At 45.8% G+C, this 26,196-nt stretch carries 18 protein-coding genes; 10 read left to right on the forward strand and 8 right to left on the reverse strand.

Annotation, left to right across the window (positions count from 1 at the left end):
• Positions 1-570 precede the first annotated feature (570 nt).
• Together AC4IE7_RS06980 and AC4IE7_RS06985 are read left to right on the forward strand one after the other, a co-directional pair.
• Positions 571-999 (forward strand): DUF4399 domain-containing protein, encoded by a 429-nt coding sequence (locus AC4IE7_RS06980; protein ID WP_490776136.1) that lies wholly within the window; start codon positions 571-573, stop codon positions 997-999.
• Between the two features lie 651 nt (positions 1,000-1,650).
• Positions 1,651-5,142 carry a sensor domain-containing protein gene (locus AC4IE7_RS06985; protein WP_490776099.1) on the forward strand — a complete coding sequence of 1,164 codons (3,492 nt, stop codon included), beginning with the start codon at positions 1,651-1,653 and terminating at the stop codon, positions 5,140-5,142.
• An 89-nt stretch (positions 5,143-5,231) separates the two neighbouring features.
• Here AC4IE7_RS06985 and AC4IE7_RS06990 read toward each other — a convergent pair whose 3' ends face one another.
• A complete protein-coding gene (locus AC4IE7_RS06990; protein WP_490776100.1) occupies positions 5,232-6,341 on the reverse strand; it encodes a hypothetical protein in 1,110 nt (369 codons plus the stop codon).
• A 168-nt stretch (positions 6,342-6,509) separates the two neighbouring features.
• Positions 6,510-7,775 carry a peptidoglycan-binding domain-containing protein gene (locus AC4IE7_RS06995; protein WP_490776101.1) on the reverse strand — a complete coding sequence of 422 codons (1,266 nt, stop codon included), beginning with the start codon at positions 7,773-7,775 and terminating at the stop codon, positions 6,510-6,512.
• 375 nt (positions 7,776-8,150) lie between these two features.
• Between AC4IE7_RS06995 and AC4IE7_RS07000 the strand changes: the two genes are divergently transcribed.
• Entirely contained in the window at positions 8,151-9,074 is a 924-nt protein-coding gene (locus AC4IE7_RS07000; RefSeq protein ID WP_490776102.1) for a hypothetical protein, read from the forward strand.
• Here AC4IE7_RS07000 and AC4IE7_RS07005 read toward each other — a convergent pair.
• Positions 9,069-9,209, reverse strand: a complete 141-nt coding sequence (locus AC4IE7_RS07005; protein WP_490776103.1) for a hypothetical protein — start codon at positions 9,207-9,209, stop codon at positions 9,069-9,071. The genes AC4IE7_RS07000 and AC4IE7_RS07005 overlap by 6 nt on opposite strands.
• 127 nt (positions 9,210-9,336) lie before the next feature.
• On the opposite strand from AC4IE7_RS07005, the gene AC4IE7_RS07010 reads away from it, so the two are divergent.
• A complete protein-coding gene (locus tag AC4IE7_RS07010; RefSeq protein ID WP_490776104.1) occupies positions 9,337-14,778 on the forward strand; it encodes a DUF7379 domain-containing protein in 5,442 nt (1,813 codons plus the stop codon).
• Positions 14,779-15,983: 1,205 nt separating this feature from the next.
• On the opposite strand, the gene AC4IE7_RS07015 is transcribed toward AC4IE7_RS07010, so the two are convergent.
• Together AC4IE7_RS07015 and AC4IE7_RS07020 are read right to left on the reverse strand one after the other, a co-directional pair.
• A complete protein-coding gene (locus AC4IE7_RS07015; protein WP_490776105.1) occupies positions 15,984-16,607 on the reverse strand; it encodes a hypothetical protein in 624 nt (207 codons plus the stop codon).
• Positions 16,608-16,872: 265 nt separating this feature from the next.
• Complete coding sequence (locus AC4IE7_RS07020; protein ID WP_490776106.1) at positions 16,873-18,009, reverse strand: putative sulfate/molybdate transporter; 1,137 nt, start codon at positions 18,007-18,009, stop codon at positions 16,873-16,875.
• A gap of 228 nt (positions 18,010-18,237) precedes the next feature.
• Here AC4IE7_RS07020 and AC4IE7_RS07025 point away from each other — a divergent pair, with 228 nt between their 5' ends.
• Together AC4IE7_RS07025 and arsJ are read left to right on the forward strand one after the other, a co-directional pair.
• Positions 18,238-19,239 (forward strand): ArsJ-associated glyceraldehyde-3-phosphate dehydrogenase, encoded by a 1,002-nt coding sequence (locus AC4IE7_RS07025; RefSeq protein WP_490776107.1) that lies wholly within the window; start codon positions 18,238-18,240, stop codon positions 19,237-19,239.
• A 2-nt stretch (positions 19,240-19,241) separates the two neighbouring features.
• On the forward strand, positions 19,242-20,468 hold the full coding sequence (arsJ, locus tag AC4IE7_RS07030; protein ID WP_490776108.1) for an organoarsenical effux MFS transporter ArsJ: 1,227 nt from the start codon (positions 19,242-19,244) through the stop codon (positions 20,466-20,468).
• A gap of 43 nt (positions 20,469-20,511) precedes the next feature.
• Here the strand turns inward: arsJ and AC4IE7_RS07035 are convergent, their stop codons facing one another.
• The gene (locus AC4IE7_RS07035) at positions 20,512-20,934 is read right to left on the reverse strand and encodes an MAPEG family protein (protein ID WP_490776109.1); all 423 of its coding nucleotides are present in this window, start codon (positions 20,932-20,934) and stop codon (positions 20,512-20,514) included.
• A gap of 323 nt (positions 20,935-21,257) precedes the next feature.
• On the opposite strand from AC4IE7_RS07035, the gene AC4IE7_RS07040 reads away from it, so the two are divergent.
• Positions 21,258-21,836 (forward strand): TetR/AcrR family transcriptional regulator, encoded by a 579-nt coding sequence (locus AC4IE7_RS07040; protein WP_490776110.1) that lies wholly within the window; start codon positions 21,258-21,260, stop codon positions 21,834-21,836.
• The gene (locus AC4IE7_RS07045; RefSeq protein WP_490776111.1) at positions 21,829-22,374 is read left to right on the forward strand and encodes a GNAT family N-acetyltransferase; all 546 of its coding nucleotides are present in this window, start codon (positions 21,829-21,831) and stop codon (positions 22,372-22,374) included. The genes AC4IE7_RS07040 and AC4IE7_RS07045 overlap by 8 nt, the downstream gene beginning before the upstream one ends.
• Before the next feature lie 263 nt (positions 22,375-22,637).
• Here the strand turns inward: AC4IE7_RS07045 and acuI are convergent, their stop codons facing one another.
• The gene (gene acuI, locus AC4IE7_RS07050; RefSeq protein WP_490776112.1) at positions 22,638-23,624 is read right to left on the reverse strand and encodes an acrylyl-CoA reductase (NADPH); all 987 of its coding nucleotides are present in this window, start codon (positions 23,622-23,624) and stop codon (positions 22,638-22,640) included.
• 49 nt (positions 23,625-23,673) lie between these two features.
• On the reverse strand, positions 23,674-24,309 hold the full coding sequence (gene acuR, locus AC4IE7_RS07055) for an acrylate utilization transcriptional regulator AcuR (RefSeq protein WP_490776113.1): 636 nt from the start codon (positions 24,307-24,309) through the stop codon (positions 23,674-23,676).
• A gap of 460 nt (positions 24,310-24,769) precedes the next feature.
• Between acuR and AC4IE7_RS07060 the strand changes: the two genes are divergently transcribed.
• On the forward strand, positions 24,770-25,060 hold the full coding sequence (locus AC4IE7_RS07060) for a hypothetical protein (protein ID WP_490776114.1): 291 nt from the start codon (positions 24,770-24,772) through the stop codon (positions 25,058-25,060).
• The gene (locus AC4IE7_RS07065; RefSeq protein WP_490776115.1) at positions 25,057-26,190 is read left to right on the forward strand and encodes an ABC transporter permease; all 1,134 of its coding nucleotides are present in this window, start codon (positions 25,057-25,059) and stop codon (positions 26,188-26,190) included. Before AC4IE7_RS07060 ends, AC4IE7_RS07065 begins: the two co-directional genes overlap by 4 nt.
• Positions 26,191-26,196: the final 6 nt, after the last annotated feature.

Here is a 26,196-nt window from a genome sequence, read left to right on the forward strand (position 1 = left end):
AACCAAAGCCACCTGAAGAGTCGGTATAGAGGCGCTGCTGGTAATGAAGCAAAGTATCTGGTTTTTTGGTGAATTCTCACCCCTATGGTGCGGCAGGGCCGCACCCTACATTTATTTGTGTTCTTGGATTGATTGGTTCAACAACTGATATTGAAGAAATAGAGATTATGGCCACTCTTAGAAAACTGCCCAGGGTGGGGTCGAGCCCGACCAAACAGTAACGAAATGGAGGGTAACAATGCGTCATGTTCTATTTCTTAAACATAAGTATTAATTAACCACAAACCACAACATCCCAGATCAGATAGCCATAACTGAATTGGAGGGCGAGAGTTTATAAAATACTCATTTCTAAAGGGTTATATTTTTCAATAAATGCTCAAGCTGAGTGTCTATACCACTATGCCTTAACGCAGGGTGCAGGCTACCGTACTGATCTCAGTTAAGTTGGGGATCTATCTCTGAATAATATCTGTAATAGGTAAGATCACAATCGATATACGCGTGATCCAACAAATACAATCAGCAGAACAGCAGCGCACTTACAAACTACTGTCAGAGGAGAAGATGATGACTTTATATCTGAAAAATGTCCTATCTGGATTATTGCTAGTGGTATTCAGTACATCCCTAGCCATAGCTGGAACACCTGCTCCTGAAGGAACTCATCTCTATATCATCTCACCTGGTAATGGTGAAACCGTATCATCACCATTCACAGTGCAATTTGGTTTAAAAGGCATGGGGGTGGCACCGGCTGGTATAGACAAAGCAAATACCGGACACCACCATCTGTTAATAGATGTTGCAGACCTGCCTGCCTTGGATATGCCACTCCCCTCTGACGAATCTCACCGTCATTTCGGAGGTGGGCAAACTGAGGTCACCCTTGACCTTCCCAAAGGAAAACATAGTTTGCAGTTGTTACTAGGGGATAAAAACCATATTCCATTCAAGCCGCCAGTCATCTCAGATAGAATCACTATTACTGTTGAATAGTCATATCTATCAAGGGTGTTAATAAACACTACGCGATTTAGGGTGCGGCCCTACCGCACCAGAAATCCCGTATTTTAAATTCAAATACCTCAATGTAAGTTACTGAAAAACTACATAAATAGTAAAAACAATCTATTTCTCTATTTGTAATATTCAACTCTATCGGCTTTTCAGCAGAATTAGATTATGTATTTCTGTATACCCCAAAAATTTCAGATAAAGTAGTCAGCACTCTCACCCTAGCCATTCTGCAGCCGAGGCTGTCAGGCTATTACACTTCTGCTGCCCTTAATACACACTACCAAGCCTATTTATGTAGGCTATACTGCTAAAAAGCACCACCCTAAAAGGGCTTGCTATGCTATTAACCCGGCGACTAAGTATGTTGTCTTCAGGATTTCAAGCCTGCCCTTGATCAAAGCGCGGCTCATATCGACTCTATTTTAGGTGCAGCAGGCTCTATACTTCGACTTTGCTCTAATTTCCTTCGATTTATTAAGCGCTTGCCAGTGGTTTTAGAGGTATTTGAATCGTGTGGTTATTTAAAGTACTAGATTCGAGGAAATGGCAGAATCAATATAATTACATTCATTACTTTGTTATCAACAATTCGAGAAATTTGATTGTTTCTCAGAATCCCAGGCAATAATTGTGTTTAGGCTAGATCTTATTCGACGCGAAATCATCGGCCTTGCTATAACGACCTTTATTGCCATAGTTTTTGTCTCTGGTATAGCTGGCTACATCCTCTACCAGACATCCATCACCCAAACAACGCAACGTCTCTCAGAGACCGCACAAAGCAATGCTCGATTGATTGAGTCTTTTGCTATTAACAATTTACACCATATGGAAAGTCACCATGCGGATGACACAGTACACGAGACCACTATAGATCAGATAAAAGCTGCTCACGAACAGTTTCAGTTTGGTCGTAGCGGCGAATTTACGTTGGCGATTAAAGAGAATGAAAAAATTGTATTTCTGATGCGGAATCGCATGGCTGGTATGGATATTCCCGATCCTGTCTCGTTTGAGGAGCAAGGTAGAGCAGAGCCAATGAGAATGGCATTATCAGGTCAATCCGGTTGGATGATTGGTAATGATTACAGGGGGGTTCTTGTGATGGCAGCTTACGAACCAGTTCAATCCCTCAATCTTGGCATCGTTGCAAAAATGGACATGGAGGATATTCGCGCTCCATTCATCCGCGCAAGCGTTATCATTATCTCCCTTGCGATACTGGTCAGTCTGGTCACGATGATCGTTTTTTACAAAGCAAGCAGGAAGATCTCTGATAAGTTTGAAGAGAGTACACGACAATTCAACCGCTTGGCGAAAAATTCTGGAGATATGATCTATCGAATGTCAATACCTGATGGTAGATATGAATATGTGAATTTAGCATCAATCGATCTCTTTGAAGTCTCGCCGGATGAGTTCTATAGCACACCAAAAAAAATTCAGGAATTAATACATCCTGCGTGGCAGGACTATTTTGTTGAACAGTGGGGAAAGCTTCTGGCCGGCGATATGCCCCGTACCTATGAGTATCAGATTGTTACACCGTCAGGTAAGACCAAGTGGATCAGCCAGCGTAATGTATTGATAAAGGATGAGTATGACAAACCGGAAGCAATGGAAGGTATTGCAACTGATATCACTGATAGTAAAAACAGTGAAATAGCATTAAGGCGCAGTGAGGAGAAGTTTCGTGCCCTTTTTGAGCAGGCTGGTGGCTATTGCATGATTCTCGATCCAAATACCTCTGATGGCATCCCCGTGATTACTGAGGCTAATGAAGCGGCCTGGTTAATACATGGCTACACGAGAGAGGAGTTTATCGGCCGTCCGGTTGCTGATTTGGATGATGAGGAGGGAAAGCAGTTGGTCAGAAGCAGAACGGATGAGATCATGTCAGGTCATCCGTTCTACATAGAGAATGAGCATGTTCGTAAGGATGGAAGTAAATTTTCTGTTGCGGTTAATGCCAAACGTATTGATATCGGAAACGATCCGCCACTTATTCTTACAACAGAATTCGATATTACAGACCGTAAACATGCTGAAGAGAGTCTGGCTGAAAATGAACGACGTCTTCGAGCTACATTCGATCAGGCTGCGGTAGGTATTGCCCGACTATCAATCGATGGTGAGTGGCTTGAGGTCAACGATAAACTCTGCGAAATTGTAGGTTATTCAAGAGAAGAGTTGCTGACTAAAACCTTTCAGGATATTACCTATCATGAAGATCTGGATGGGGACCTCAAACTATACCAGGAGGCGCTGGCAGGAACACGAGACAACTATGCAATTGATAAACGGTACATAAGAAAGTCTGGTCGCCTTATTTGGATCCGCCTCTCTGTTGCATTGGTTCGTGCAGATGACAGAACACCACTCTACTTTATCTCAGTTATCGAGGACATCAATGAGCGGAAGAAGGCCGAAGAGAAACTCAGGGAGGCGGCGGCTGTCTTCCGCAGTACTGGCGAAGGGGTCACAATAACAGATATTGATGGGGTGATTCTCGATGTAAACGATGCATTTACCAAGATTACAGGATATTCCCGTAACGAGGTGATTGGAGAAAATCCGAGAATACTCAAGTCAGGTCGGCATGATGATAAATTCTATAGTGATATGTGGGGAGAGTTACTGAAGTATGGTCATTGGCATGGAGAGATTTGGAATCGCACAAAAAATGGCACCATATATCCTGAGATGCTCACTGTGAATGCAGTGGAAAATGAAATTGGTGAGACAACAGGATATGTTGGTGTCTTTGCTGATATCTCCTCATTGAAATCGACTGAAGCCCGTCTTGCCCATATGGCCCATCATGATCCCCTGACTGATCTACCTAACAGAATGCTTTTCAGAGACCGGCTGAAACACGCTCTTGCGGGAGCAAAGCGCAACAACACAAAAGTTGCGGTGATATTTCTCGATCTTGATCACTTCAAGAATGTCAATGACACACTGGGGCATAGTGTGGGAGATCAACTTCTGATAGAAATAGCACAGCGAATGAAAATGCTTATCCGAACAGGTGACACCGTTGGTCGTATTAGTGGTGATGAGTTCTGCTTACTATTCGAAGATCTGAAATCTATAGCAGATGCTGTACCACTCGTTGAAAAGCTGCTATCGGTATTCTTGAGTTCGTTTGTGGTGAATGAGCAGGCTCTGGGTATCTCTGCAAGTATTGGCGTTGCCGTATACCCTGATAACAGCGAGGATACAGATGCTCTGTTAAGTTTTGCTGATGCAGCCATGTATGAGGCGAAAGATGCAGGTAGAAATACCTATCGTTTCTACACTAAGGCAATGACAGATCAAGCGCTTGAATACAGTTTTGTACATAGCGCACTACGGGAAGGACTTGAGAAGTCACAATTCTTTCTTGTTTACCAGCCTCAAATTAATCTCACTACAAAAGAGTTAGTGGGCCTTGAGGTGCTGGTGCGCTGGCAGCATCCCGATCGCGGTTTGATACCGCCGAGTGATTTTATACCCGTTGCTGAGCAAGGTGGTTTGATCAGAGAACTCGGGGCTTGGATATTGAAAACTGCCTGTGAGCAAGGTCGTAGCTGGTTGGATAAGAAATTAGAGTTTGGCCGCCTGTTTGTTAATATCGCCGGTCAACAAATTCATGATGAAGGGTTTGTCGGACAGGTTCGTAAAACCCTTTCTGATACTGGCCTGCCTGTCGAAAGGCTGGGGCTTGAGGTTACGGAGAGCTTTGTGATGAGGGCTTCCGACCATGCAACAGATATTTTGCTGAAGTTGCGTGATATCGGTGTCGAACTTGCAATTGACGATTTTGGTACAGGATATTCATCTCTGAGCTATCTTAAAACCCTGCCGATTGACAAGCTTAAGATAGATCAATCCTTCGTGCGTGATATTCCTGGTGATGCCGATGATATGGCAATTGCTGAGGCAGTAATTGCTATGGGACGTGCTCTGAAATTGAAAGTGATTGCGGAAGGTGTTGAGGATCAAATTCAAGCAGAATTTCTACTCAGTAAAGGGTGCCAAGAGGCTCAGGGCTATCTGTATGCCCGGCCACAAACAGCCAATGATTTGAAGGAATGGTTGATTCATGCTGATGAAAAAGAACAAATCCCAATCATCTGAAGATACATCGCCTCTGGTTAATAGAGGTGCCCTTTACTTCAAAATGTGAGGAAACGAGGTAGGTTAAGATTATGTTTAGCGCATATCTGTTACTTTTTAACTCCAATCAAGGCATTCAGGCGTTTACGAAACATCGCCTTGAACTCTGTTATCTGTAGTTTGCCATTGCTTCTCGGTACCTGAATCATTCGTTGCGTAGCAAAATCGAATGGTGCTTCAGTAGAGTTTTTTTCACGTATCGGTATCCAGCTGGCAGGAATAGGTGAGTCGGAATCACTTCGACCGTGTAACATGCCGGCTTCGAATACCACATTGGGATTGTCCTGATAGAGTGCAGGTTTCTCGCCAGAAATTACTTCAGATAGATAGCAGACCCCATAGCGGCATGTGCCAAGCTCGAGAAGTAGTTGCATATTGATGTTTCCCGGGCGATGTATGTCTTTCCAGTAGATCTGATTGAATTTATCCAGGTACTCCTTTTCCATAAATACAGCTTTTATTGCCTCAATAACATCGCCTTCTGCTTCGTTTGAGGATGCGAGAAAAATATTGGGTTTGGTTAACTTTGGAAGTGGCTTTTGCAGAACCTTGTTGAGTTCGTCTATTGCATTGCCCGTAAATAGGTTTCTAGCTTTAGTTGTAGAATATGTCCGGTAGGTTATCGCTACTGCATCAGCAATTATAGAGAGTTCCTGTTTAGCGGCCTGGGTAATATCGAGGCGTTCGGTAGTCTCAAAGTTAAAAACCCCAAAGATATTACCATTCTCATCTTTAAGCGGAATGATAATAGAGGTTTTGATTGCATCGTTGCTGGGTTTTATATATTTTGGAATATTAGTAGACTTACTCCACAGATCCCTATATTTGAGACTATTTTTTAATAGGGGGGTTTTAGCGGTAGAACTGATAATCCAAAGAGGCTTTTTTTTGATAAATGAATAGGCCGTTTGGCTGCTAATATGGTGATTTTCATCATGCACTGGCATAGTGCTGTATTTACCCATGGTCGCAAATTTATGTGGGATCAGGCCTATTTTATCGCCGATCTGTGATGTGACCATAAATCTCGTCACAGTGATGTTCAGGGTGTTACGGGTGTAATTATCAACCAATTGACGTATGCGATTAAAGTTATCTGCATCGATATAGTCAACGGCATAAGCAAATTGTATTAATTGTTCGCCGAAAGAGCTGCTCATAACTACCTCGGGTTATTTAACAGATTGAGATGTATTGATCAAAAATTTACAAAGGTATTGATGACGCTAATCTCTAAACACTGAAATACTACTGTGATAGAAACCTACAGTTTACTTAGTCGAGACCCTACTCCACACATTGTCCATGTGGCGACTATAAGTATAACACTATGCCAGCAATTCAGGTGCTCTATCCATTACAAAACGTTTGATTCTATTATCATGGGAAGCCACTGTCTGTGCGGCCTCTCTAAAGGCAACAACTGAAGATTGGTGTAGTTTTGGGGATAGTATTTCCAAATCATCTTCCTCTATTAAGGTGTATGGAATGGTTCCATTCTTTGTGATATCGGGTGAACAGACTGTAATCCAGTTTAGCATCAGGTCATATGCACCTCGGTTCTTTCCTCTGCCGATATCATCGTAAGTTATTGCAGCATGTTCCCAGCAGTCAACTTTGCGTCCTGAATGATCAATATAGAGCGCACCTCCAATTACCTGGCAACCCCCTGACCAGTTTGATGTGCCGCGTCCACTCCAGTGAATGTTGATTGTGGTATTGGCTTTCAGGTCAAGCCTGTCACCAGGAGATGGCTTTTTGTCACGGTTGCTGTCACGAACCACACGAACGCCTGGGTTGACCGGACGAAGAGCTCGATAGCATTTAATGCCTTTGTTACTCAGACGATGGAATCCAAAACGATAGTTGTGCTGGCCCTTACATAAGAAGGGCATGCCAGCAGGATTGGTTGAGTAACTGGATGTGGGGTCTGTTGAGCCAAAAAAGTAGATCACATTGCCATTGGCTATGACCACGAATACGTCATTGTTCATGCGCTTTCCAGAACTATCGAGTGAGGATGCCCAGGCAGTGCGCCGTATACCAATTATATGTACTGGCTTCGGTTTAATTTGCCAATCATCTGGGTTAAGTGTGACACTTTCAACACTAAATAGATCAGGCAATAAGGTTGGGTATTCATCACGATATTTCTCTCTGACTGACTCTAATAGTCTCAACCAATCCCTCTGCTGGTGATTGTTTGTATCTGTCCATTGGCAATATGTTTTACTGTTCATGGCCTGTTGCAATGCTTTTTGCGTTTTTGGCCCAACTAATCCATCAGCTATCCCTAAACTATCCAGCCCACCAACACTTCTAGTATATTCCTGAAACAGCCCGACTGCTGAATGTGTTCGATACCCGAATATTCCATCAATAGATCCCTGAGGTAGATACCCCAGACTCTTAAGGTTCTGCTGAAGATCGGAAACATGAGATCCATTCAATGCCTTGGGTTGCTGCCACTGATTATTGACAGCGCCACGAAATCTTTTGTCAGTTATCTGTGGCTCATGGTATCTCCGAATATATGCTCTCCAACTATCTGGTTTTGATGTGCGATCATAATGTCCGAGTTTTAGTGTATCCATGGTTGTCCCCAGCTCCTAAGGTTAAAAAAATTCCATAACTAAATATTCAGATCATGCTCAAATAACACTAGCAGACAGCTTGCAATAGCCAGAGAAGTTTAATAGTCCATATAGTAGTGTTATAGGTTTGATGCGCTGCACAAGCAGCTACAGTGAGTTATCTGGCTATTTTCAGCTGGCTGCAATATGTTCGTCTTTAATTACAGGCTATAGCAGAAAATATTTTCAATAGTCAAGGTAATAGTAGACTTCTAATTTTCTGATATATGTCTATTCTTTAACTATTAAAATGGGGATATTTCCCTCAGGTGATCTACCAGTATCTGATTATTTCCTGGTAATGAAGGCCATAAAAATGGAACAGGAGGAGATGTAATGGCAAAGGTGATCGTAGGAATTCATGGGTTAGCAAATAAGCCAGAAAAGAGAGTATTGGAGAGCTGGTGGGACGCCTCAATCAGGGAGGGGCTGAAACGGAACTCAGACATCGACTCTGCCAATTATGAGTTTCACATGGTCCATTGGGCAGATCTGCTCTACAAGAATCCGCTGCATGATGATAAGAACTTCTCTTTCGATAAACTCTTCAATGACGAGCCTTATGTAGAGGCAGCTGATGGCACCCTGAGAAAATATAAAGATAGCTTTTTAGATAAAGCCAGGGCCGGTCTATTTGACATAATCGGTGATGCGGCTGATACGCTTAAAAATAGTGTGGGTTTGGAGTCTGTAGCCGATTATCTAATCGGTCGTCTACTTAAAGATCTCGATTTCTACTACGACAACCGAAAGATTCTTGACCGGAATAACAACCATAAGCCTACCCAGGAAGTGCTACGTAAGGAGTTATTGGATTGTCTGATTCCTCTTGAGGGTAGTTCCATCATGCTCATTTCCCACTCAATGGGTACTATCATCTCCTATGATGCCTTACGTGATTTGGGCAGAGCTAAGCCTGACTTTGAACTCTCCCATTTTGTCACAATAGGCTCACCCCTTGGGTTGCCCCATGTGAAAACAAAAATTATCAATGAACGTACTTATGATGCAGAAGTGCGTACACCCTCAGTGGTTAAAACAAGCTGGAAGAATTTTGCTGACAAGAAGGATCCGGTTGCAGCGGATATTTTTCTCAACGGTGACTTCGCTGCCAATGCTGTTGGTATCGAGGTATCTGACGATCTGGTAGCCAACGATTACATCGGACCCGGCAAAAAGAGTCACAATCACCATAAGTCATATGGCTATCTCAGGACACCTGAAATGTCGGAACATATCGCCAATTTTCTTGCTTCATAACAATCGAGAAAGATATGTATCGGGTGTGTCGAAAGAGAGTTCGTAGTCTGGATGGAGTGCAACGGAATCCAGGAAGAATGGCGCACTGTTCTCCCGGATTCCGTTGCACTCCATCCAGGCTACATTGTTATCCATAATTCCTGTATTCAAGGTTAATAGTAAGTAGAGAAATGAGGGTCTTCTCGTCAGGTGGTCTATCAGTATCCGACTATTTCTTGGGAAAATTGTTCTGCGATGAGATGCTAGAGAGGATAATTATAAAATGGCTAAAAAAGATATAAAAAGAAGGATCAATGTCAGTGGCCGGAAAGCTGACGATCAACTGCCTCTAAACCACCAACACGATTTTTCTGATCTTCTAAAAGTAGAGGTTCGTGAAGGGTCTTCAGTCGATCTCACAAGGGATAGAGCTGGTGCATCAGAGACTGTTACTTTAACAGCGAAAGATGATGATGTCGTACAACTCAAACTGGAAGGTGGTATTCAGCTCTATACCTCGGTTGGAAGATTGTGTGACGAAATTCTTCCACAAGAGCGCATGCGCAGTGTGGGTGCATCAGATGTTGAGCTTCCGAAAAAACTGACCATAACAAACCAACGCAGCAGAGGTGAGGATGGACTGTTAGTTGAGAGTCTGAAACTGCTCGATGTCAAAGCTGCTCTGATCGACCATGTAACTGGTAAGGCTGCATCCTTAACAGCACGCAAGGTAGCTGAGTGGCTGGAGCAGAAACTTGTCGGAGATAGTGCTCTTGTCTGTTTAAAGGATCAGCAATCAAATAGTGAGCAAGCGGTTAAGCTCGAACCGGTCAAGATAGATGAACTTGATCTGTCGCGAGAGATTCTTCTATTCCTGCATGGAACAGGCTCGAGTGTTGAGGGAAGTTTCTCTGAACTCTGGAAGCTTGATGAGGATAACCTTTGGGGTGAGTTACGCAGACGTTACAAAGGGAATATTTTGGCCCTGCAGCACCGTACTTTGACCGAGAGCCCCATAGACAATGCGCTGCAGGTCATGGAGGCGATACCGGCTGGGGTCAAACTCCATATCGTCAGCCACTCCCGAGGAGGTCTGGTCGGTGAGCTGCTTTGTCGTGGTCAGTTGAGCGAGAATCAGGAACCTTTTTCCAAAGAAGAGATAGAGCTGTTTACCACCCATCACCTTACAGGGCTTGCTGATCTACTGCCAGATGAGGTGGAGAACGACTACAAGCGCCACCGGGAGCAACTGCAACGACTCAACACTCTGTTGATCGAGAAGCAGCCGCAGATAAAGCAATTCGTTCGCGTCGGTTGTCCCGCTCGCGGCACAACTCTGGCCAGCGGCAAACTCGATATCTATCTCTCCGGGCTGCTGAATGTGATCGGTTATATCCCAGCCCTCAAGGTGAGTAGGATCTACGATTTTTTCAAGGTTTTCACCTTGGCAGTTGCCAAGGAGCGTACTCGTCCTGAAAGCCTGCCTGGCCTTGAGGCTCAGATGCCGGGATCACCCCTGATCGCGCTGCTCAACGCCACGTCAGTGAGCAGTGAGGCACCATTAACGGTTATCGAGGGCGACATAGAAGCCACTGGCATCTTCAAGAAGATCGCACTCTTTTTTCTGGATCAGTTCTATGAGAGTGAGCACGACCTGGTTGTAAATACGCCATCCATGGATGGGGGTGCTCGCCGTGTTCGACAGGTTCCTGTGATGCCTGAGTCTGGAAAAGAGGTCAATCATTTTTGCTACTTTACCAACAGCCGCAGTCGTAAGGGATTATTGAATGCCTTGAGCGGAACGCAATCACCTCCATCAGGTTTTGTTTTAAGGGAGCAGGTGCCCAGGGTTATCGCCCGTTCTTTACCAAGGGATAAACGCTCGGGAGAAGTGCCTGTGGTCTTCGTCTTGCCAGGCATTAGCGGGAGCCACCTGGCAAAGCAGGGCAATAGGATCTGGATCGATCCCTTCGATCTCATGCGTGGCCGTTTCAAACGGTTGCAGCGTGGTGGAAGAGGTATTGAGCCTGACGGGCTGATTGCCGGCACCTATGCCAAATTGGTTGAATTTCTTTCAGATACTCATGAGGTAATCCCTTTCGATTATGACTGGCGGCTCTCTGTGTTGAAAAATGGTGAGTTGCTTGCTGCGGAGGTTGATAAGCAACTGAGCCGATCCGATCAACCGGTAAGGATCGTTGCCCATTCGATGGGGGGATTGGTCTTTCGTGGTATGGCCGCTTCAAATAGTCGTGTCTGGGATCTTATGCGTGGACGAGAAGGGTCGAGGGTGCTGATGTTGGGCACGCCCAATCGTGGCTCCTTCTCAATTCCAAGAATTCTGGCAGGCCAGGATCGTCTGATCCGGACATTGGCAGCTGCAGATCTGAAGCATAACCAGAACGAGTTACTCGAGTTGATCAGCCAATTTGAAGGCATACTCGAACTGCTACCAGTGAATGAAAATCACCAGCTACCTGCTGAGGATATCTGGGATAGATATAAGGAGGTGCTCGGCAATGGATGGAATCGACCAGATTCCAGGCATTTAAAGGATGCACAAAAAACCTGGGAAGCGGTGAAAAACAGCGGTCTTGAGTCGGGGCAGGTTTTTTATATAGCCGGTCGTGCTGAAGAGACGCCAGTAGGCCATGAGATTGTCGAAAGGCATGGAAAGAAAAAAATACGCATCCTCTCCACACGTAAAGGTGATGGCCAGGTAACCTGGGAGAGCGGGATACCCCAAGGTATCAAACACTGGTTTGTCGATGCGGTACATGGCGATATTCCCGACCATCAACCTGCCTATCGCGGAATACTTGATATCCTCGAAACAGGGGAGACAAGAGAACTCTCAACAAAACCGCCTGTCAGTAGATCAGCCGATGAGCAATATCGGGAGATGGCGCCGGATTCGATCGATTTTTATCCCAGCGAAAATCATATTCAGGCAGCAACCATGGGGCGGCGTTTCGAGACCTATCGACCGAAAGAGGTGCTGGAAAGAGTACCCAGAATCAGCGTTGTCCACGGCAATTTATGTTTTGCCAAATCGCCGATTGCCGTTGGTCACTACCAGGGTGATACCATCGTCAGTGCGGAGGCTGCCCTGGATAGTCGTCTCAACGGTCGCCTCAGCAAACGTCTGCAGCTCGGCCTGTATCCCGGCCCACTGTGTAGCCATGAGGTGTTGCTCAATCTCGAGGACCATAAGTTTCCCGGTGCCCTGATCGTTGGTCTTGGGGAAGTCGGTTCCCTGACTCCTGGCGAACTGACAGACACATTTCGCGAAGCGGTTCTAAGGTATGTGGTCAACTCTACAGAGCGGGGCGATATAGGTGAGCAGGGTATTGAGATGTCATCCCTGTTAATTGGAACCGGTGCTGGAGGCATAGCCCCTGAGGATGCCATCATGGCCCTGCTGCGGGCACTACTGCAGGCCAATCGTCTGCTTGCCGGGGCTGCCGGCAACCTGGACAACACGGTAGCTGCACTTACCTTCATCGAACTTTACGAAGATACGGCAGTGGATATGGTTCATACCCTACGCCGCATTGTTGACCATAATCCCGAGTTCAAGCAACACATCGAGATTGAACCGGTGGTGAAGCGGGGGGATGGAGGCCGTACACGGGTCTACTATCGAGAAGACCCTGAGTGGTGGCAGCGTCTGCGTATCGAAGGCACTAAAGAGGGTGGCCTTAAGTTCACCGCTTTGACCTCCCGTGGAAGTCGGGCCGAGATGACTACCCAGCCGATACAGAAACAGTCGGTGGTGCCCTTCCTGAAAGAGGCAACCAGTGACACCTCTTCGGCGAACTGTGTCGGTCGTGCCCTGTTCGAACTGCTGGTACCGGCTGAGTTCAAAGACCATGCCCGGCACAACCAGGACATGGTGCTGATGGTAGATAATGACTCTGCCGGTTATCCCTGGGAACTGCTGGAATACGCAGGACAGGATGGTAATGAACCTCTTGCTAATAAATCGGGTTTGATTCGCCAGCTTGTCTCATCGGAACAGGTCAGTACCAAGATTTGTGATAATCGTGCTGCCTTGGTGATCGGCGACCCAAATGTAGATGATGAGGGTTTTGTTGAATTGATCGGAGCACAGGATGAAGCGAATGCTGTTTATCGATTGCTGAAAGATTATGGTTATAGCAGCAGTACTGAGCCGATGATAAACAGTAGTGGCAGTGAGATTCTTTGCGCGCTGATGACCGATGAATATCAGATCCTGCATCTGGCAGGCCACGGTGTTGTGGATTACGAACTGACGAAGGGTGATGAAAACTCAAAAGTCACAGGGATGGTCATCGGCAGGAATCATGTTCTGACACCGATTGAACTGAGACAGATGCCGGCTACTCCCTCATTTGTCTTCATCAACTGCTGTCATCTCGGAAGTACCCGTGCAGAGAACAAAGACAACCGCTATCGTCGCCATGAGTTGGCATCCAATCTTGCCACCCAGTTGATCCGTCAGGGCGTGCGTGCAGTGATCGCTGCTGGTTGGGCTGTCAACGACGAAGCCGCAGTCACCTTTGCTGAAAAGTTCTATGAGGAGTTTCTCTCCGGTGCCAGCTTTGGCGACGCGGTTAAGATGGCGCGGCAGACAACCTATAAGGATCATCCACGTTTTAATACCTGGGGTGCCTATCAGTGTTATGGGGATCCAGGCTATACCCTGGTCATGGAGAGTAAATCTCGTAGGGGTGATAGCGGTGGCAGTTGTAAGTATGTTTCACTTTCTGAGTATCAAGCAGAGATCAACAACATTACCGAGCGGGCCAAGACTGCCTCCTTATCGGAGGTGAACGGGTTGAAGCTCTGGGTACAATCACTGAGCGATGAAGTGCCGCACAAGTGGCTGCACGACAGTCGTCTACAAGAGGCCCTGGGTCGAGCCTGGGGAGAACTCGACTGCTTCGATAAAGCGATTGATGCCTATGAGAAGGCACTCTCAGGCGACCCTGCATATGCCTCTATTCGCTGTGCGGAACAGCTCAGTAATTTCGAGGCACGCCATGCTGTGGACCTGTATGAGCGTGTAGAACAATCAACAGATATCAGTGCAACTGAAAAGCGAAAAGTGCAATCCAAGTCGAGAGGTTTGATCAGGCAGTCTGCAACCCGTATCAATCAACTCAATACCAATTTTGGTGAAACTGTTGAGCGTCTGGCGCTTAAAGGTAGCATGTATAAACGGCGTGCGATGGTTGAGCGTAAGGAAATTACAAAGTTGAAAAAGAGCTTGGCCTTAATGGGTGATTGCTACAGAGCAGCCTATGAGAAAAAGCGTCGGGATCACGGCGAAGTCTACCCCTATCCACTCAACCATTGGTTGTTGGTTCGTTGGTTGCTGAAACAGGTAACCAAGGCAAACGCGAAAGAGGAGGATGATTTCCATGACCTGCTTGCTGAGTTGAAATCGAAAGTAGAGATCGGAGAGATCGCTCTTGACCATGAGCGATTCTGGGATGCCATCTCTGAGAACGATTTCAATCTGCTTGATGCTATATGTCAGGGCCAGCTCAAGAGCAGGGCAGTTCATATTTGTAAACGCTATCAGGAGATTCGGAAGGTTGCAGCTTCACCCAGGCAGTTTAGGTCTGTTGATGAGCATCTGCAATTTTTACGGAATATTTCAATAAGTCTAAAAATCAAAGAGGTCGCTGATGGGATAGACGTTCTGATCGACGGTTTGAATGCAAGCTCGGATTAATGAGTTAGTTTTAGTTAAGTTCTCTTGTCAAGCGAGAGATAAGAGATGAGAAATAGTACCCATCACAGGATAGCAGGCTGAAAAAAAACCAATTATCAGATAGGCAGTTTGGATGGTAGAGCATCGCGCCTCTCCCTTTTGCGTGAAAGGTGAGATAATGATAGTTCTGGAGTAAAGAATCGTGCAGTAGGGTGCGGCCCTGCTGCACCATGTCCAGCTAAGACGAAATCTACATAATGATCAGGTTAAAAGAGAGCTTTCGTCTTTAGGTGTCGGTGAATATAATCGGCTTCTCATGAATCCAACCCTTCTGGTGCGGCAGGGCCGCACCCTACGCTAACGCATTTCTATTCGCTTGATGGATAAATAAAAAACATCAGATTAGTAAAGAAAGTAACACCCCTCTACCTCAAGCTGGAAAGAGTCTTAATGCCTATGTTTTGGCAAAGATCGTGCTGTAGGGTGCGGCCCTGCCGCACCATGTCCAGCTATAAGGAATGCTACATAATGATCAGGTTAAGAGAGAGTCTGTCTTTAGACATTGATGGATATAACCGGAATCTCATGAATCCAACCCTTCTGGTGCGGCAGGGCCGCACCCTACGCCACCGTACTTCTATTCGCCTGATGGTTAAATAAAAACATCAGATTAGTAAAGAAAGTAACACCCCTAAACCTGATGCTGAAGAGGGTCTTAATGCCTCTATATTGGCGAAGGATCGTGCTGTAGGGTGCGGCCCTGCCGCACCATGTCCAGCTAAGACGAAATCTACATAATGATCAGGTTAAAAGAGAGCTTCCGTCTTTAGGTGTCGGTGGATATAACCGGAGTCTCAGTGATTTCAACCCTTCTGGTGCGGCAGGGCCGCACCCTACGCTAACGCATTTCTATTCGCCTGATGGTTTTATAAAAACATCGGAATAATAAAGAAAGTAACACCCCTCTACCTCAAGCTAGAGGATCTTAATGCCTCTATTATGGCGAAGGATCGTGCTGTAGGGTGCGGCCCTGCCGCACCATGTCCAGCTAAGACGAAATCTACATAATGATCAGGTTAAAAGAGAGCTTCCGTCTTTAGGTGTCGGTGAATATAATCGGCTTCTCATGAAACCAACCCTTCTGGTGCGGCTGAGGGTTACCGAAATTACCGAGCGACCCACTAGTCACTACTGCCCAGCAATTTACAGTAACGAGTTGTTCTAAGTTAACGCTTAGATTCTAACTTTTCACCGCGCCTGCATTTATGTTTGTCACCTTTTTGGTGTTTACGATCTCGTTTGTGTTCACAATCGCATTTAAGTGGCCTTAAGTGAATCTCATTGCCTAAATCGAATGCATATTCTGCAGAGACATTCAGGCGCACTATAACCAGTTCATCAGGTAACTCATAATCGGGAGTCACTCCCATCCAGGGTGACCAATCGTAAGGGTTGCCACTGCCATCATAAAACTGCATCAGACTATGGTTTTCTAAAACTTCAAGCTCTTCTGTATAGAAATGCTGTTCATCGGGTGTTTGGTCGAGCCAAATATTGAGTCGGCCATTGCTACCGGCGAAAATTCCTATACCTTCTACTTCTACAAGATAAGTGTATATATCAAAATGACCAAAACTATCATGATAATTAAAGCCAGGTGGTGGGGTACCACTGTGCCTGTCGAAAATATCCTCAAATGTCATAGTAACTGAAATGTTTCTCTCGATACCATCAAATCCAATCACACTATTAGATCCAACATAGACTACAGGATCAGCAGAAGTGATGACAGGAAAAATCAAGACAGCAACAAGAGCATTCCAAAAAAAATAACGATGTAACTTTTTCATATCCATGCTCCGTGTTAAAGATTGATCCTTCAGTTTTATTGCGGTATTTTCTACTGGCAAATACTTTGATATATCTGCTTTTTAATAACTTCTTCGGATAGACAAAGACTTCTACCGCATTGGTGCTTTTATACTGCTTGCATCTCTTATTCTAAAAGCAGAAGGTAAATGATCTTGTAACAATTAATTCTCTTTGTTGTGAACTATTTACTTGTATGAATTTGTGGTCCAGTGTGCTGAAAATATATCTGGATGAGAGTAATGGTTACTGTCCCGAGGAAGTCAGTTTCGAACTCAAGGCATGACAGAGCCAGCCAATTAACAGGCCAGCAGCAACATTGAAAACTACACAGCAGATACCTGTTATTGCTATGATACTCAACTCCATGGGGGATGACTTAACCAAGGTTTTGCTCCATGCAAGTTCAAAGCCGGCATAGAGTAAAAGCGCGCCAACTGCTGAGAGAGGGATGAGTAACAGCAGTTTCATTGCATCCTTACCCAGAAAGATTCCCATGCAGAGCATGCAGAAACCAAACAGGGTTGGGGCGAGCCAGCTACGTGCGCCGAATCGGTGTTGAACTACCAGTCCTCCCGCACCATGGCACATTGGGAAACCACCGAGTGGTGCCAGTAGCATATTCAAAAAACCAGTAGTGAGACCCAGTCGAGCTGGAGTTATGCGATGCTTGTCATCAGGGAAGTAGTGAGCAGCGATGGCTGAGGTGGCAATGATGGCATTGGTTAAGGTTAAACTGATTTGAGGCAGCAGGATTGATTGTGTGGATGACCATAGCTCCTGCCAACCAAAACCGACCCATTGTGGCATGTGCAGTCCGTAGTTGATCTCCGGAAGTGTGTTCTGTTGATTGGCTAATGTCCAGAGGCAAGCAGAGGTGACAACCAGTATTGCAGCGAATGGATTCAAAGGCGTAGCGAGAAGCATAAACAGTGCTGCTGTGGTTACTATACCGACTATGGGCTGTTCGACAATCAGTCCCACACCTGCCCAGGCCAACATGAGGCCTACACCCAGTTGAATACCAGAGAGAACCGAGGAAGGTATCTTGCGAGCAAGCAGATCGAGCGCACCGGAGAGAGAGAGCACTATAACGGTTAACCCCAATAGAAAACCTGTTGCAGCGATGGTCTGTGCATCAAGGCCTTGGGTGATGACCACTGCTGCGACAACTTTCATGGGTTGTATCGGTATCGGCCGTCGATAGATAGCAGCAACCGCCAGGGCAAAAATACCAAAACCGATAAATAGTCCCGATGGGTCTACCTTCTGTAGGGCCAACACAGCTATGACGATAGGGAGAAAGGTGCCAAGATCGGCAAAAGCACCAGACAGATCGCCGATATATCGATAGCGTTGGGGATGATTGTTATGTTGCAGCACGCTATCTATTGTAGGTTAGATTGTGGGTATTTGTATGACTATACTCGCTAGACAAAAAACTAGGACAGATGACGGAAACTGGTCAATAATTGGTAAAGTAGTAGCTTTGTAAGGTTACTGTAATAATTTCGCTGCAAAATAAACAGATACGATATTGTGTTCTGAGCACTGCAACTATTGGTGATTACTCAGGATTCAATCACAATCATCACTGTATTGGGGACTATCTTGAAAGCACGTATTGGTATCAATGGCTTTGGCCGTATGGGGCGGCTGGCCTTGAGAGTGGGGTGGGGCGAGACGGAGCTGGAGTTCTGTCAAATCAATGAAATTGCTGCTGATGCCGTATGTTCAGCCCATCTACTACAGTTTGATTCAGTTCATGGCACATGGGATCGACCCTGCCAGGGGGGGGGAGAGGGTGTGAGTGTTGATGGTGCTACGCTGAGTTACACATCCAATAAGCCCATTGAGGAAACTGACTGGTCTGGTTGTGACATTGTCATTGAGGCAACCGGTAAGCACCATAAGAAACCCGACACCCTTCAGGCCTATTTCGACCAAGGTGTAAAGAAAGTCATCGTTGCCGCACCCACGGAAGGAGCATTGAATATCGTATATGGAATCAACGACGATCTTTATGACCCTGCAGTGCATCATTTGATTACTGCGGCCTCCTGTACTACCAACTGTCTTGCGCCAGTGGTGAAAGTGCTGCATGAGAAGATCGGCATAGTACATGGCTGTATGACGACCATTCACGATATTACCAATACCCAGACCATAGTGGATAAGGGGCATAAGGATCTAAGGCGTGCCCGTGCCTGTGGTCAATCTCTGATTCCCACCACAACAGGTTCCGCTAAGGCGATCACCAAGATCTTCCCGCAACTGGAGGGCAGATTGGATGGCCATGCGGTACGGGTGCCCCTATTGAATGGCTCCCTCACTGACTTTGTCTTCGAGGCATCAAGGCCTGTCACAGCAGAAGAGGTGAATGGTTATTTCCGTGAAGCTTCCGAGGGGGAGTTGAAAGGCATACTTGGATATGAAGAACGCCCACTTGTCTCTGTGGACTATGTTAATGATCCACGTTCATCGATTGTGGATGCACCCTCTACACTGGTGATCGATGAACGGCAAGTGAAGATCTATGCCTGGTATGACAATGAGTGGGGCTATGTAAACCGGTTGATCGATATTGCCAGGAAAGTTACGGCTGCACTCTAAATATGGAACAGGGACTGCGTAACTACCTATTGGTAACTGGGGGCTATTGGGCCTTCACTATTACCGATGGTGCGATCCGAATGCTGGTCGTACTCTACTTTCATCTTCTCGGTTACTCCCCGTTTGAAGTGGCAATGCTGTTTCTGTTTTATGAATTTTTCGGCATTGTCACCAACCTGGTTGGTGGGTGGTTAGGTGCACGAATCGGCCTTAACCTTACCATGCACATCGGTATGGGAATGCAGGTGATTGCACTATTGGCACTTACGGTACCTGATGCCTGGTTGTCTGTAATATATGTGATGCTGGCACAGGCCCTCTCGGGAATTGCCAAGGACTTGAACAAGATGTCTGCCAAGGCGTCAGTTAAGACCATGGTACGGGGTGGTGGTGAATCAAAACTGTTTAGATGGGTTGCGATACTCACTGGCTCAAAAAACGCCCTAAAAGGCGGGGGTTATTTTATCGGTGCCGCGCTGCTTGAGCTGATTGGGTTTCGAGGTGCGCTTGCCATCTTGGCCGGGCTACTGTTTCTGGTTTTGATTGTGACTGCGGTGCTGCTGCCATCCGGCTTGGGTAAGATGAAATCGAAACCCAAGTTTTCTCAGGTCTTCTCTCGCGTATCTGCAATAAACTGGTTGTCAGCAGCTCGCTTTTTTCTGTTTGGTTCGAGAGATGTTTGGTTTGTGGTTGGGTTACCGGTCTTCCTCTATGAGGTTTTAGGTTGGAGCTTTACACAGGTTGGTGGTTTTCTAGCTCTATGGATCATTGGTTACGGTCTGGTACAGGCCAGTGTTCCAAAACTTTTAGGTCGTAGTCACCACGGAAAGGGGCCTGGTGGGGGAACAGCTAGATTCTGGGCTTTTGTGTTGGCCCTGTTTCCAGGGGGTATCGCCTTTACGCTCCATTTGGGCTGGCCCGCCGAGCAGGTGCTGGTGTTTGGCTTGATTCTGTTCGGAGTAATTTTCGCAATCAATTCTGCAGTTCACTCTTACCTCATTCTGGCCTATTCAGATCATGATAAGGTCTCCATGAATGTTGGCTTCTACTACATGGCGAATGCAGGTGGACGCCTGCTTGGCACTGTACTTTCTGGTCTGATCTACCAGACGTATGGATTGGAAGGGTGTCTTTGGTGGTCAGCAGCTCTTGTATTGATGGCTGCAGCGCTCTCCTTCGGCCTGCCTGAGGTCAACTCTAAAGAGGTAAATTCCGCTACGACGGGTTAGTCAGTGGAGCTGTTAATTGGAACATCTTTGATGTTGCGCTATGTTAAGCCGCAATCAACTCTATCAACAAACGAATCCAAATAGAAAATATCAATATATAACTGAGGATAAAAGCATTCTTGCGGTGGAGAATGTTATTGGAGCTGATATGAATCCAGGCATGTGCTATACGTGAAGCGACATAGAGCCAGCCCAACCCAAGGTAGATTGCATCCACTTTTTCCAGGATAAGAATAACTACCAAAGAGAGGTAGAAGAGGGGAGGTGTTTCCAGCAGGTTATGGAAATGTTGGCTGATCTTCAGCAGATATTCAGGTGGTTTACCGCCACGATTATATTTGAAATATGCAATAGACAGGGCTCCCTCCCTAACCGCCTTATAGCGCGCAACAAGGGTGGCGATTCCGATGCCACCGGTAATCAGTACAAGCGTAATTAATGGTAAAAGAATAAGTGATTGGTTCATAGTGAATAGATCCCCGGTATCTAGAGGTTACTGAGTTCAATTGGGCAGAAAGTGATTGCCTGAGTAGTTGTATTAGTGCTTACAGGCCCTGGATTGGGAGGGTATCGAATAATTTAATATGATCAAGATAATATTATTCTGATATGTTAGTTTTATTAACCCGGCGATGCCTGAAACTCCGAAGGCTATTTTTCCGCCCAGCGGCGTTATCATTTGCTCATGTAGAATGACTACACTTCGCTTATTCTGCTTTGCTGGACGAAAAAATAGTCTTAGCAGGGCCGATTCGATTAGTGTTAACAGGCCCTAAATGGATAATATCAATGCCCTATTCAGCCAAGCATAAAAAGCAGAGTCGAAAACGCATCCTTGAGAGTGCCGCCCGTTGTTTTCTTCATCAAGGCTATGAACAGACAGGTATCAATGAGATTATGCACGATGCAGGTATGACCCACGGCGCGTTTTATGCCCACTTTAGCAGTAAGAGTGAACTCTATGACAAAGCGATGACTTATGCGGCTAAAAATGGGCGGTTTACAGCGCATCTAAGTAGCGATAAACCAGGAAAAGAGTGGTTTCAGGAGGTGCTGGATAGTTATCTGGACCTGAATCATCTGCAAGGCGGGGAGATGCCCTGTCCACTGGCTTTCCTGGTCACCGATGTTGCAACCAGAGAGCCGGATGTTCGTGATACCTATACCCGAATCTACAAAAATATGAATCGTTTTATCAGTCGCTATACTGATTATGGTAAAGAGAAGCAGAGTGATGAGTTTTATGCATTAACTGCAATGATGATCGGTGGTGTAGCGCTCAGCCGAGCGGTTAATGATCCAAAATTAGTTGAAAACCTCTTGAAAAGTTGTCGCCAGTCAGCGACAAGACTGTTGAATAATGAGTGATACAGACACCTCATTAAAATATCAGATGAAAAACGGTACAAGTTATCTGATTCAGTTGTGTGTTGAGCCTGATACAAAGCATACGTCTGCCTTCCTCAAAGATCAGATTGCAACTGCCTTTAAAAGTTTATCCAGCCATTCACGTATGACTCGATTTGCTGCCCCAATTAACCGATTAACAAATAAGCAACTTGATTATTTAACCGATCTGGATGGCAAAGATCGTGTTGCCTGGTGCGCATACAGAATAGCGGAAGGAAAAGAGATAGGCCTTGGTCTGGGCCGCTATATGAAACTTCCAAAAGAGGAGAAGGTTGCAGAGTTTGCCATTACTGTTGTGGATGGGTATCAAGGCCAAGGAGTTGGGTATCAATTACTAACAAAACTCATCGAGTCTGCTAAAGATAATGGTCTTCACAAACTTCGGGGTTATGTGATGAAGGATAACAAGCCAATGCTCGCACTGTGCAAACACTTTGATTTTAATAAGGAGTATCTGGATGGCCCTTTTGTAATTCTTGATATATTACTGGATTGAAACTGGCTATCTATTACATCAACGATACGACTGCTGTCTCCATGAGATCGAACAGCAAGGTAGCCTGGATGAAGCGAAGCGGAATCCGGGAAGTTTGGTGTACTGTTCTCCCGGATTCCGTTGCACTTCATCCAGGCTACGGGTTGCCGTATTCAACGAGGAAGGTGACTCGCCGGAGGGGCGAAACTGAATCGTGATGACTCCCGAAATAAATTCACCTGTAGGGTGCGGCCCTGCCGCACCATGTCCAGCTGAAACGAACGCTATCTATTAACATTAACGATGCGTCGGCCTCTTATTTTTCTGGCTAACAGATCATTTGCTGTGTCGATGACATCGGATAAAGCGATTTCATCAGCTATTCTACTAAGCTTTGACAGATCCAGGTCTTTTTCAAGGCGGTTCCATGCATCCTGTCTAACTGCTTTCGGACACATAACGCTATCAATACCAATCAGTGACACGCCTCTTAAAATGAATGGCGCAACACTTGCCGGAAAATCCATTCCACCTGCAAGGCCACATGCTGTTACCACACCGCCATATTTTGTAGAAGCACATGCGTTAGCAAGTACGTGAGATCCCACCACGTCAACGACTCCTGCCCAGCGCTCCTTAGCCAGTGGTCTACCTGGTTTTGAAAGTTCTTCACTTGGGATAATTTCAGAAGCGCCTAAATTAGTCAGGAATTCAGCCTCTTCTTCATGCTTTCCGCTCAGTGCAACCACCTTGTAGCCAAGTTTTGAAAGCACCGCAATCGCAACACTACCAACACCGCCTGATGCACCTGTTACAAGTATCTCTCCTTTGTCTGGTGTGACGCCGTTACCCTCAAGTGCAAGGATAGATAACATTGCGGTATAACCTGCAGTTCCTATTGCCATTGCCTGCTTGGGTTCTAATGAGGTTGGGAGGTGAACCAACCAGTCACCATTCAATCTGGCCTTTTGGGCGAGCCCTCCCCAATGAACTTCTCCAACACCCCAACCGTTTAAGACAACTAAATCACCACTACTGTAATCGGCGTGGGATGAGTGGGTAACACTACCAACCAGATCAATTCCAGGCACCATCGGGAAACGGCGAACAACAGGAGAGGCGCCGGTAATTGCCAATGCGTCTTTGTAGTTGATAGATGAGTATTGAACATCAACAGTAACATTACCTTCAGGGAGTGAGGATTCATCAATCTCTGTAATGTCGACGTTGTATTTATCGTCTTGCTTATCAATCAAGATGCCTTTAAACATGTTCATATTCCTCAAAATAGACCGATCGTCTAATAAAATGTAAAAAAATCTAAGGTTTAAGGCTGCCTATGAAAAACTTTGAGAAGCTGTGTAGTGCGGACGGATTACGCTCAAGTTTTGATCTAAGTACTGCACCTTCCCACCCGGTCCAGAAGATATAGGCGGTCTCTTTGCAATTTATTGCAGTTGGAATCTGCTTCATGGCTTTGGCTTGCTCAAGGCATAGTTCAACCTGATTTTGCCAACTCTCCAATGCAGCTATCAATTGAATACGGAATGGCTCTGGTAAGCTACCCATCTCCTGGCCAAGATTGCCGACAAGACAACCCCGTTTGAACTCGTATCGTGACATGCCTTCGATTGCGTCATTCATGAAGGCTTCAAGGCGTTTCAGGGGAGGGAGCTTTTCGTCACTCAAATATTTAGTCAATTTGTGTTCAAAGAATTTTGTATAGTTCTGAATCAGTTCTGAGCCAAAGGCATCCTTGTTTTTGAAATAGTGGTAGAAGGAGCCTTTCGGCACGCCGACACTTCGCAGGATCTCATCAATACCCGTAGCGGAAAATCCCTTTTCAGTGAGGATTTCCATGCCAGCACGTATCAGTTCAGCTTTTGCTTCACTGAATAGAGACTGATCCTTTGGCGGTCTGCCTCGACCACGTTTTATTGCAGAAACTGGAGACATAGCGAAATAATAGACCGATCGTCTAATTAAATCAAATCAATAGACTTTCAACTTCAAAGTCAACTGCTGGAAATTAAAAAGATGCAGAGGGTAGGGTGGGGCCATGCCCCACCAAAAAGGTGATGATAATCGACTTAATACAAATTTCATATCTCTACGGGTGTTGCTTTAGTACTGAAAAAATGCCCTTAACCTTACACAGTAATCCCTCCTAAGCAGGGGGCATTTGCCCACCTTCAGCATAAAGTTGAGTGGCTACTACCTGGCAGCATTGGTTTGACACTGTCGAGATAGTTCCTAGCAAAAAACGGAAAACAGGCCATATCCCACAATCTGTACGTTACAAAATGGGTCATATAACGCAAAAATTTTATAAAAGTTCAATAAATGATTCATGTCAATGAGACTGGAAGATCGGCTCAGATAGACTCGCAGGGTTTATAGATGACTTAAGCGATTAATGAGAAGATCCAACACCTTTCTTGTCTGTCTGTTGGTTATGCTGGCAGGCTTTTTTTCCACGATATTTGTGAGTTGCTTTCAACAGAGGCAGACTCCTGTTGCAGTGGTGCAAGCTGGAAACCTGGTGAGAGAGCTGGGTTTAACCGATCTGGCGCTATTTACTGAGGCACGCTATACACGTCATCCAACACAGACAGATCTTCACTCACCATTTCAAGACCATCCAGGTGCTATTGAGCACTTTCCCAGCGGTTCAATACTACCGCCCCCTTCGGGATTGTTGCAGTGATCTCTTTTCTACGTAAACACAAATATCTGATTGACTATACCCTCTCTACTTTAGTTAGAAACAAGGGTAAGAGTTTTGCGCTGCTTACAGTCTATACCCTGATTATCTTCATGCTTGCTTCGGTAATGCTATTTACTCATGCCTTGCGTAAAGAGGCAGTGAGTATGCTGGAAAACTCCCCCGAAATTATCGTTCAAAGATTACAGGCCGGTCGAAATGCCTTGGTGCCGGAAGAATATCTGCAAAAAATCGGAAAGCTGCGCGGTGTCACACAAAAGAGTGGACGTCTTTGGGGTTACTACTATGACCCTGCCGTTAAGGCAAACTATACCGTCATGACTGCTGGTCAGGCGTCACTACCGATAACTGAGATTATTATCGGTGCCGGTATTGCCCGTACCAGAGGCTTATCGTTGGGTGACTATCTCACCCTGAGATCTCAATCTGGAGAGGCTTACTCTTTTAAAGTTTCCAAGCTGCTCGACAGGAAGTCAGAGCTGGTCACTACTGACCTTTTGTTAATGTCACCACTGGCGTTCCGTCGCCTATTTGATATCCCTGAGGGGTTTTATAGCGATTTGGTATTGTCGGTGAGAAATCCTCGTGAGGTACGCAAAGTTGCAGAGAAATTGGTGCTGTTGCTACCGGATAGTCGACCAATCCTTAGAGAAGAGATCTTACGAACCTACGATAGTGTATTTTCCTGGAGACAGGGCGTTATCTTTGTTCTGTTGATGGGGTCTATTCTGGCTTTTGTGATTTTCGCCTGGGATAAGGCCTCAGGCTTGAGTGCAGAAGAACGACGTGAGATTGGGATACTCAAAGCAGTAGGCTGGGAGACCAGCGATGTGATGCGCATGAAGTTCTGGGAAGGTGCAATCATCTCACTGGTGGCCTTTCTTTTAGGGTATCTGGCTGCCTATGCCCATGTATTTTTTGCTTCCGCCGGTCTGTTTGAATCTGTGCTCAAGGGCTGGGCTGTTCTTTATCCTCGATTCCAACTGACACCGATCGTAGATGGACTGCAACTGGCAACCCTGTTCTTTTTTACTGTGCTCCCCTATATCCTGGCGACAATTATTCCGGTATGGCGCACCTCAATTACTGATCCAGATGCGGTTATGCGGTAGAGATCT

Source organism: Candidatus Thiodiazotropha sp. AKAK3 (assembly GCF_058244645.1).

Coding starts and splice junctions, on each gene's coding strand:
- AC4IE7_RS06980 (WP_490776136.1), top strand. CDS start 571: ATGACTTTATATCTGAAAAATGTCCTATCTGGATTATTGCTAGTGGTA.
- AC4IE7_RS06990 (WP_490776100.1), bottom strand. CDS start 6,341: ATGAGCAGCTCTTTCGGCGAACAATTAATACAATTTGCTTATGCCGTT.
- AC4IE7_RS06995 (WP_490776101.1), bottom strand. CDS start 7,775: ATGGATACACTAAAACTCGGACATTATGATCGCACATCAAAACCAGAT.
- AC4IE7_RS07000 (WP_490776102.1), top strand. CDS start 8,151: ATGGCAAAGGTGATCGTAGGAATTCATGGGTTAGCAAATAAGCCAGAA.
- AC4IE7_RS07005 (WP_490776103.1), bottom strand. CDS start 9,209: ATGGATAACAATGTAGCCTGGATGGAGTGCAACGGAATCCGGGAGAAC.
- AC4IE7_RS07010 (WP_490776104.1), top strand. CDS start 9,337: ATGGCTAAAAAAGATATAAAAAGAAGGATCAATGTCAGTGGCCGGAAA.
- AC4IE7_RS07015 (WP_490776105.1), bottom strand. CDS start 16,607: ATGAAAAAGTTACATCGTTATTTTTTTTGGAATGCTCTTGTTGCTGTC.
- arsJ (WP_490776108.1), top strand. CDS start 19,242: ATGGAACAGGGACTGCGTAACTACCTATTGGTAACTGGGGGCTATTGG.
- AC4IE7_RS07035 (WP_490776109.1), bottom strand. CDS start 20,934: ATGAACCAATCACTTATTCTTTTACCATTAATTACGCTTGTACTGATT.
- AC4IE7_RS07040 (WP_490776110.1), top strand. CDS start 21,258: ATGCCCTATTCAGCCAAGCATAAAAAGCAGAGTCGAAAACGCATCCTT.
- AC4IE7_RS07045 (WP_490776111.1), top strand. CDS start 21,829: ATGAGTGATACAGACACCTCATTAAAATATCAGATGAAAAACGGTACA.
- acuI (WP_490776112.1), bottom strand. CDS start 23,624: ATGTTTAAAGGCATCTTGATTGATAAGCAAGACGATAAATACAACGTC.
- acuR (WP_490776113.1), bottom strand. CDS start 24,309: ATGTCTCCAGTTTCTGCAATAAAACGTGGTCGAGGCAGACCGCCAAAG.
- AC4IE7_RS07060 (WP_490776114.1), top strand. CDS start 24,770: ATGAGAAGATCCAACACCTTTCTTGTCTGTCTGTTGGTTATGCTGGCA.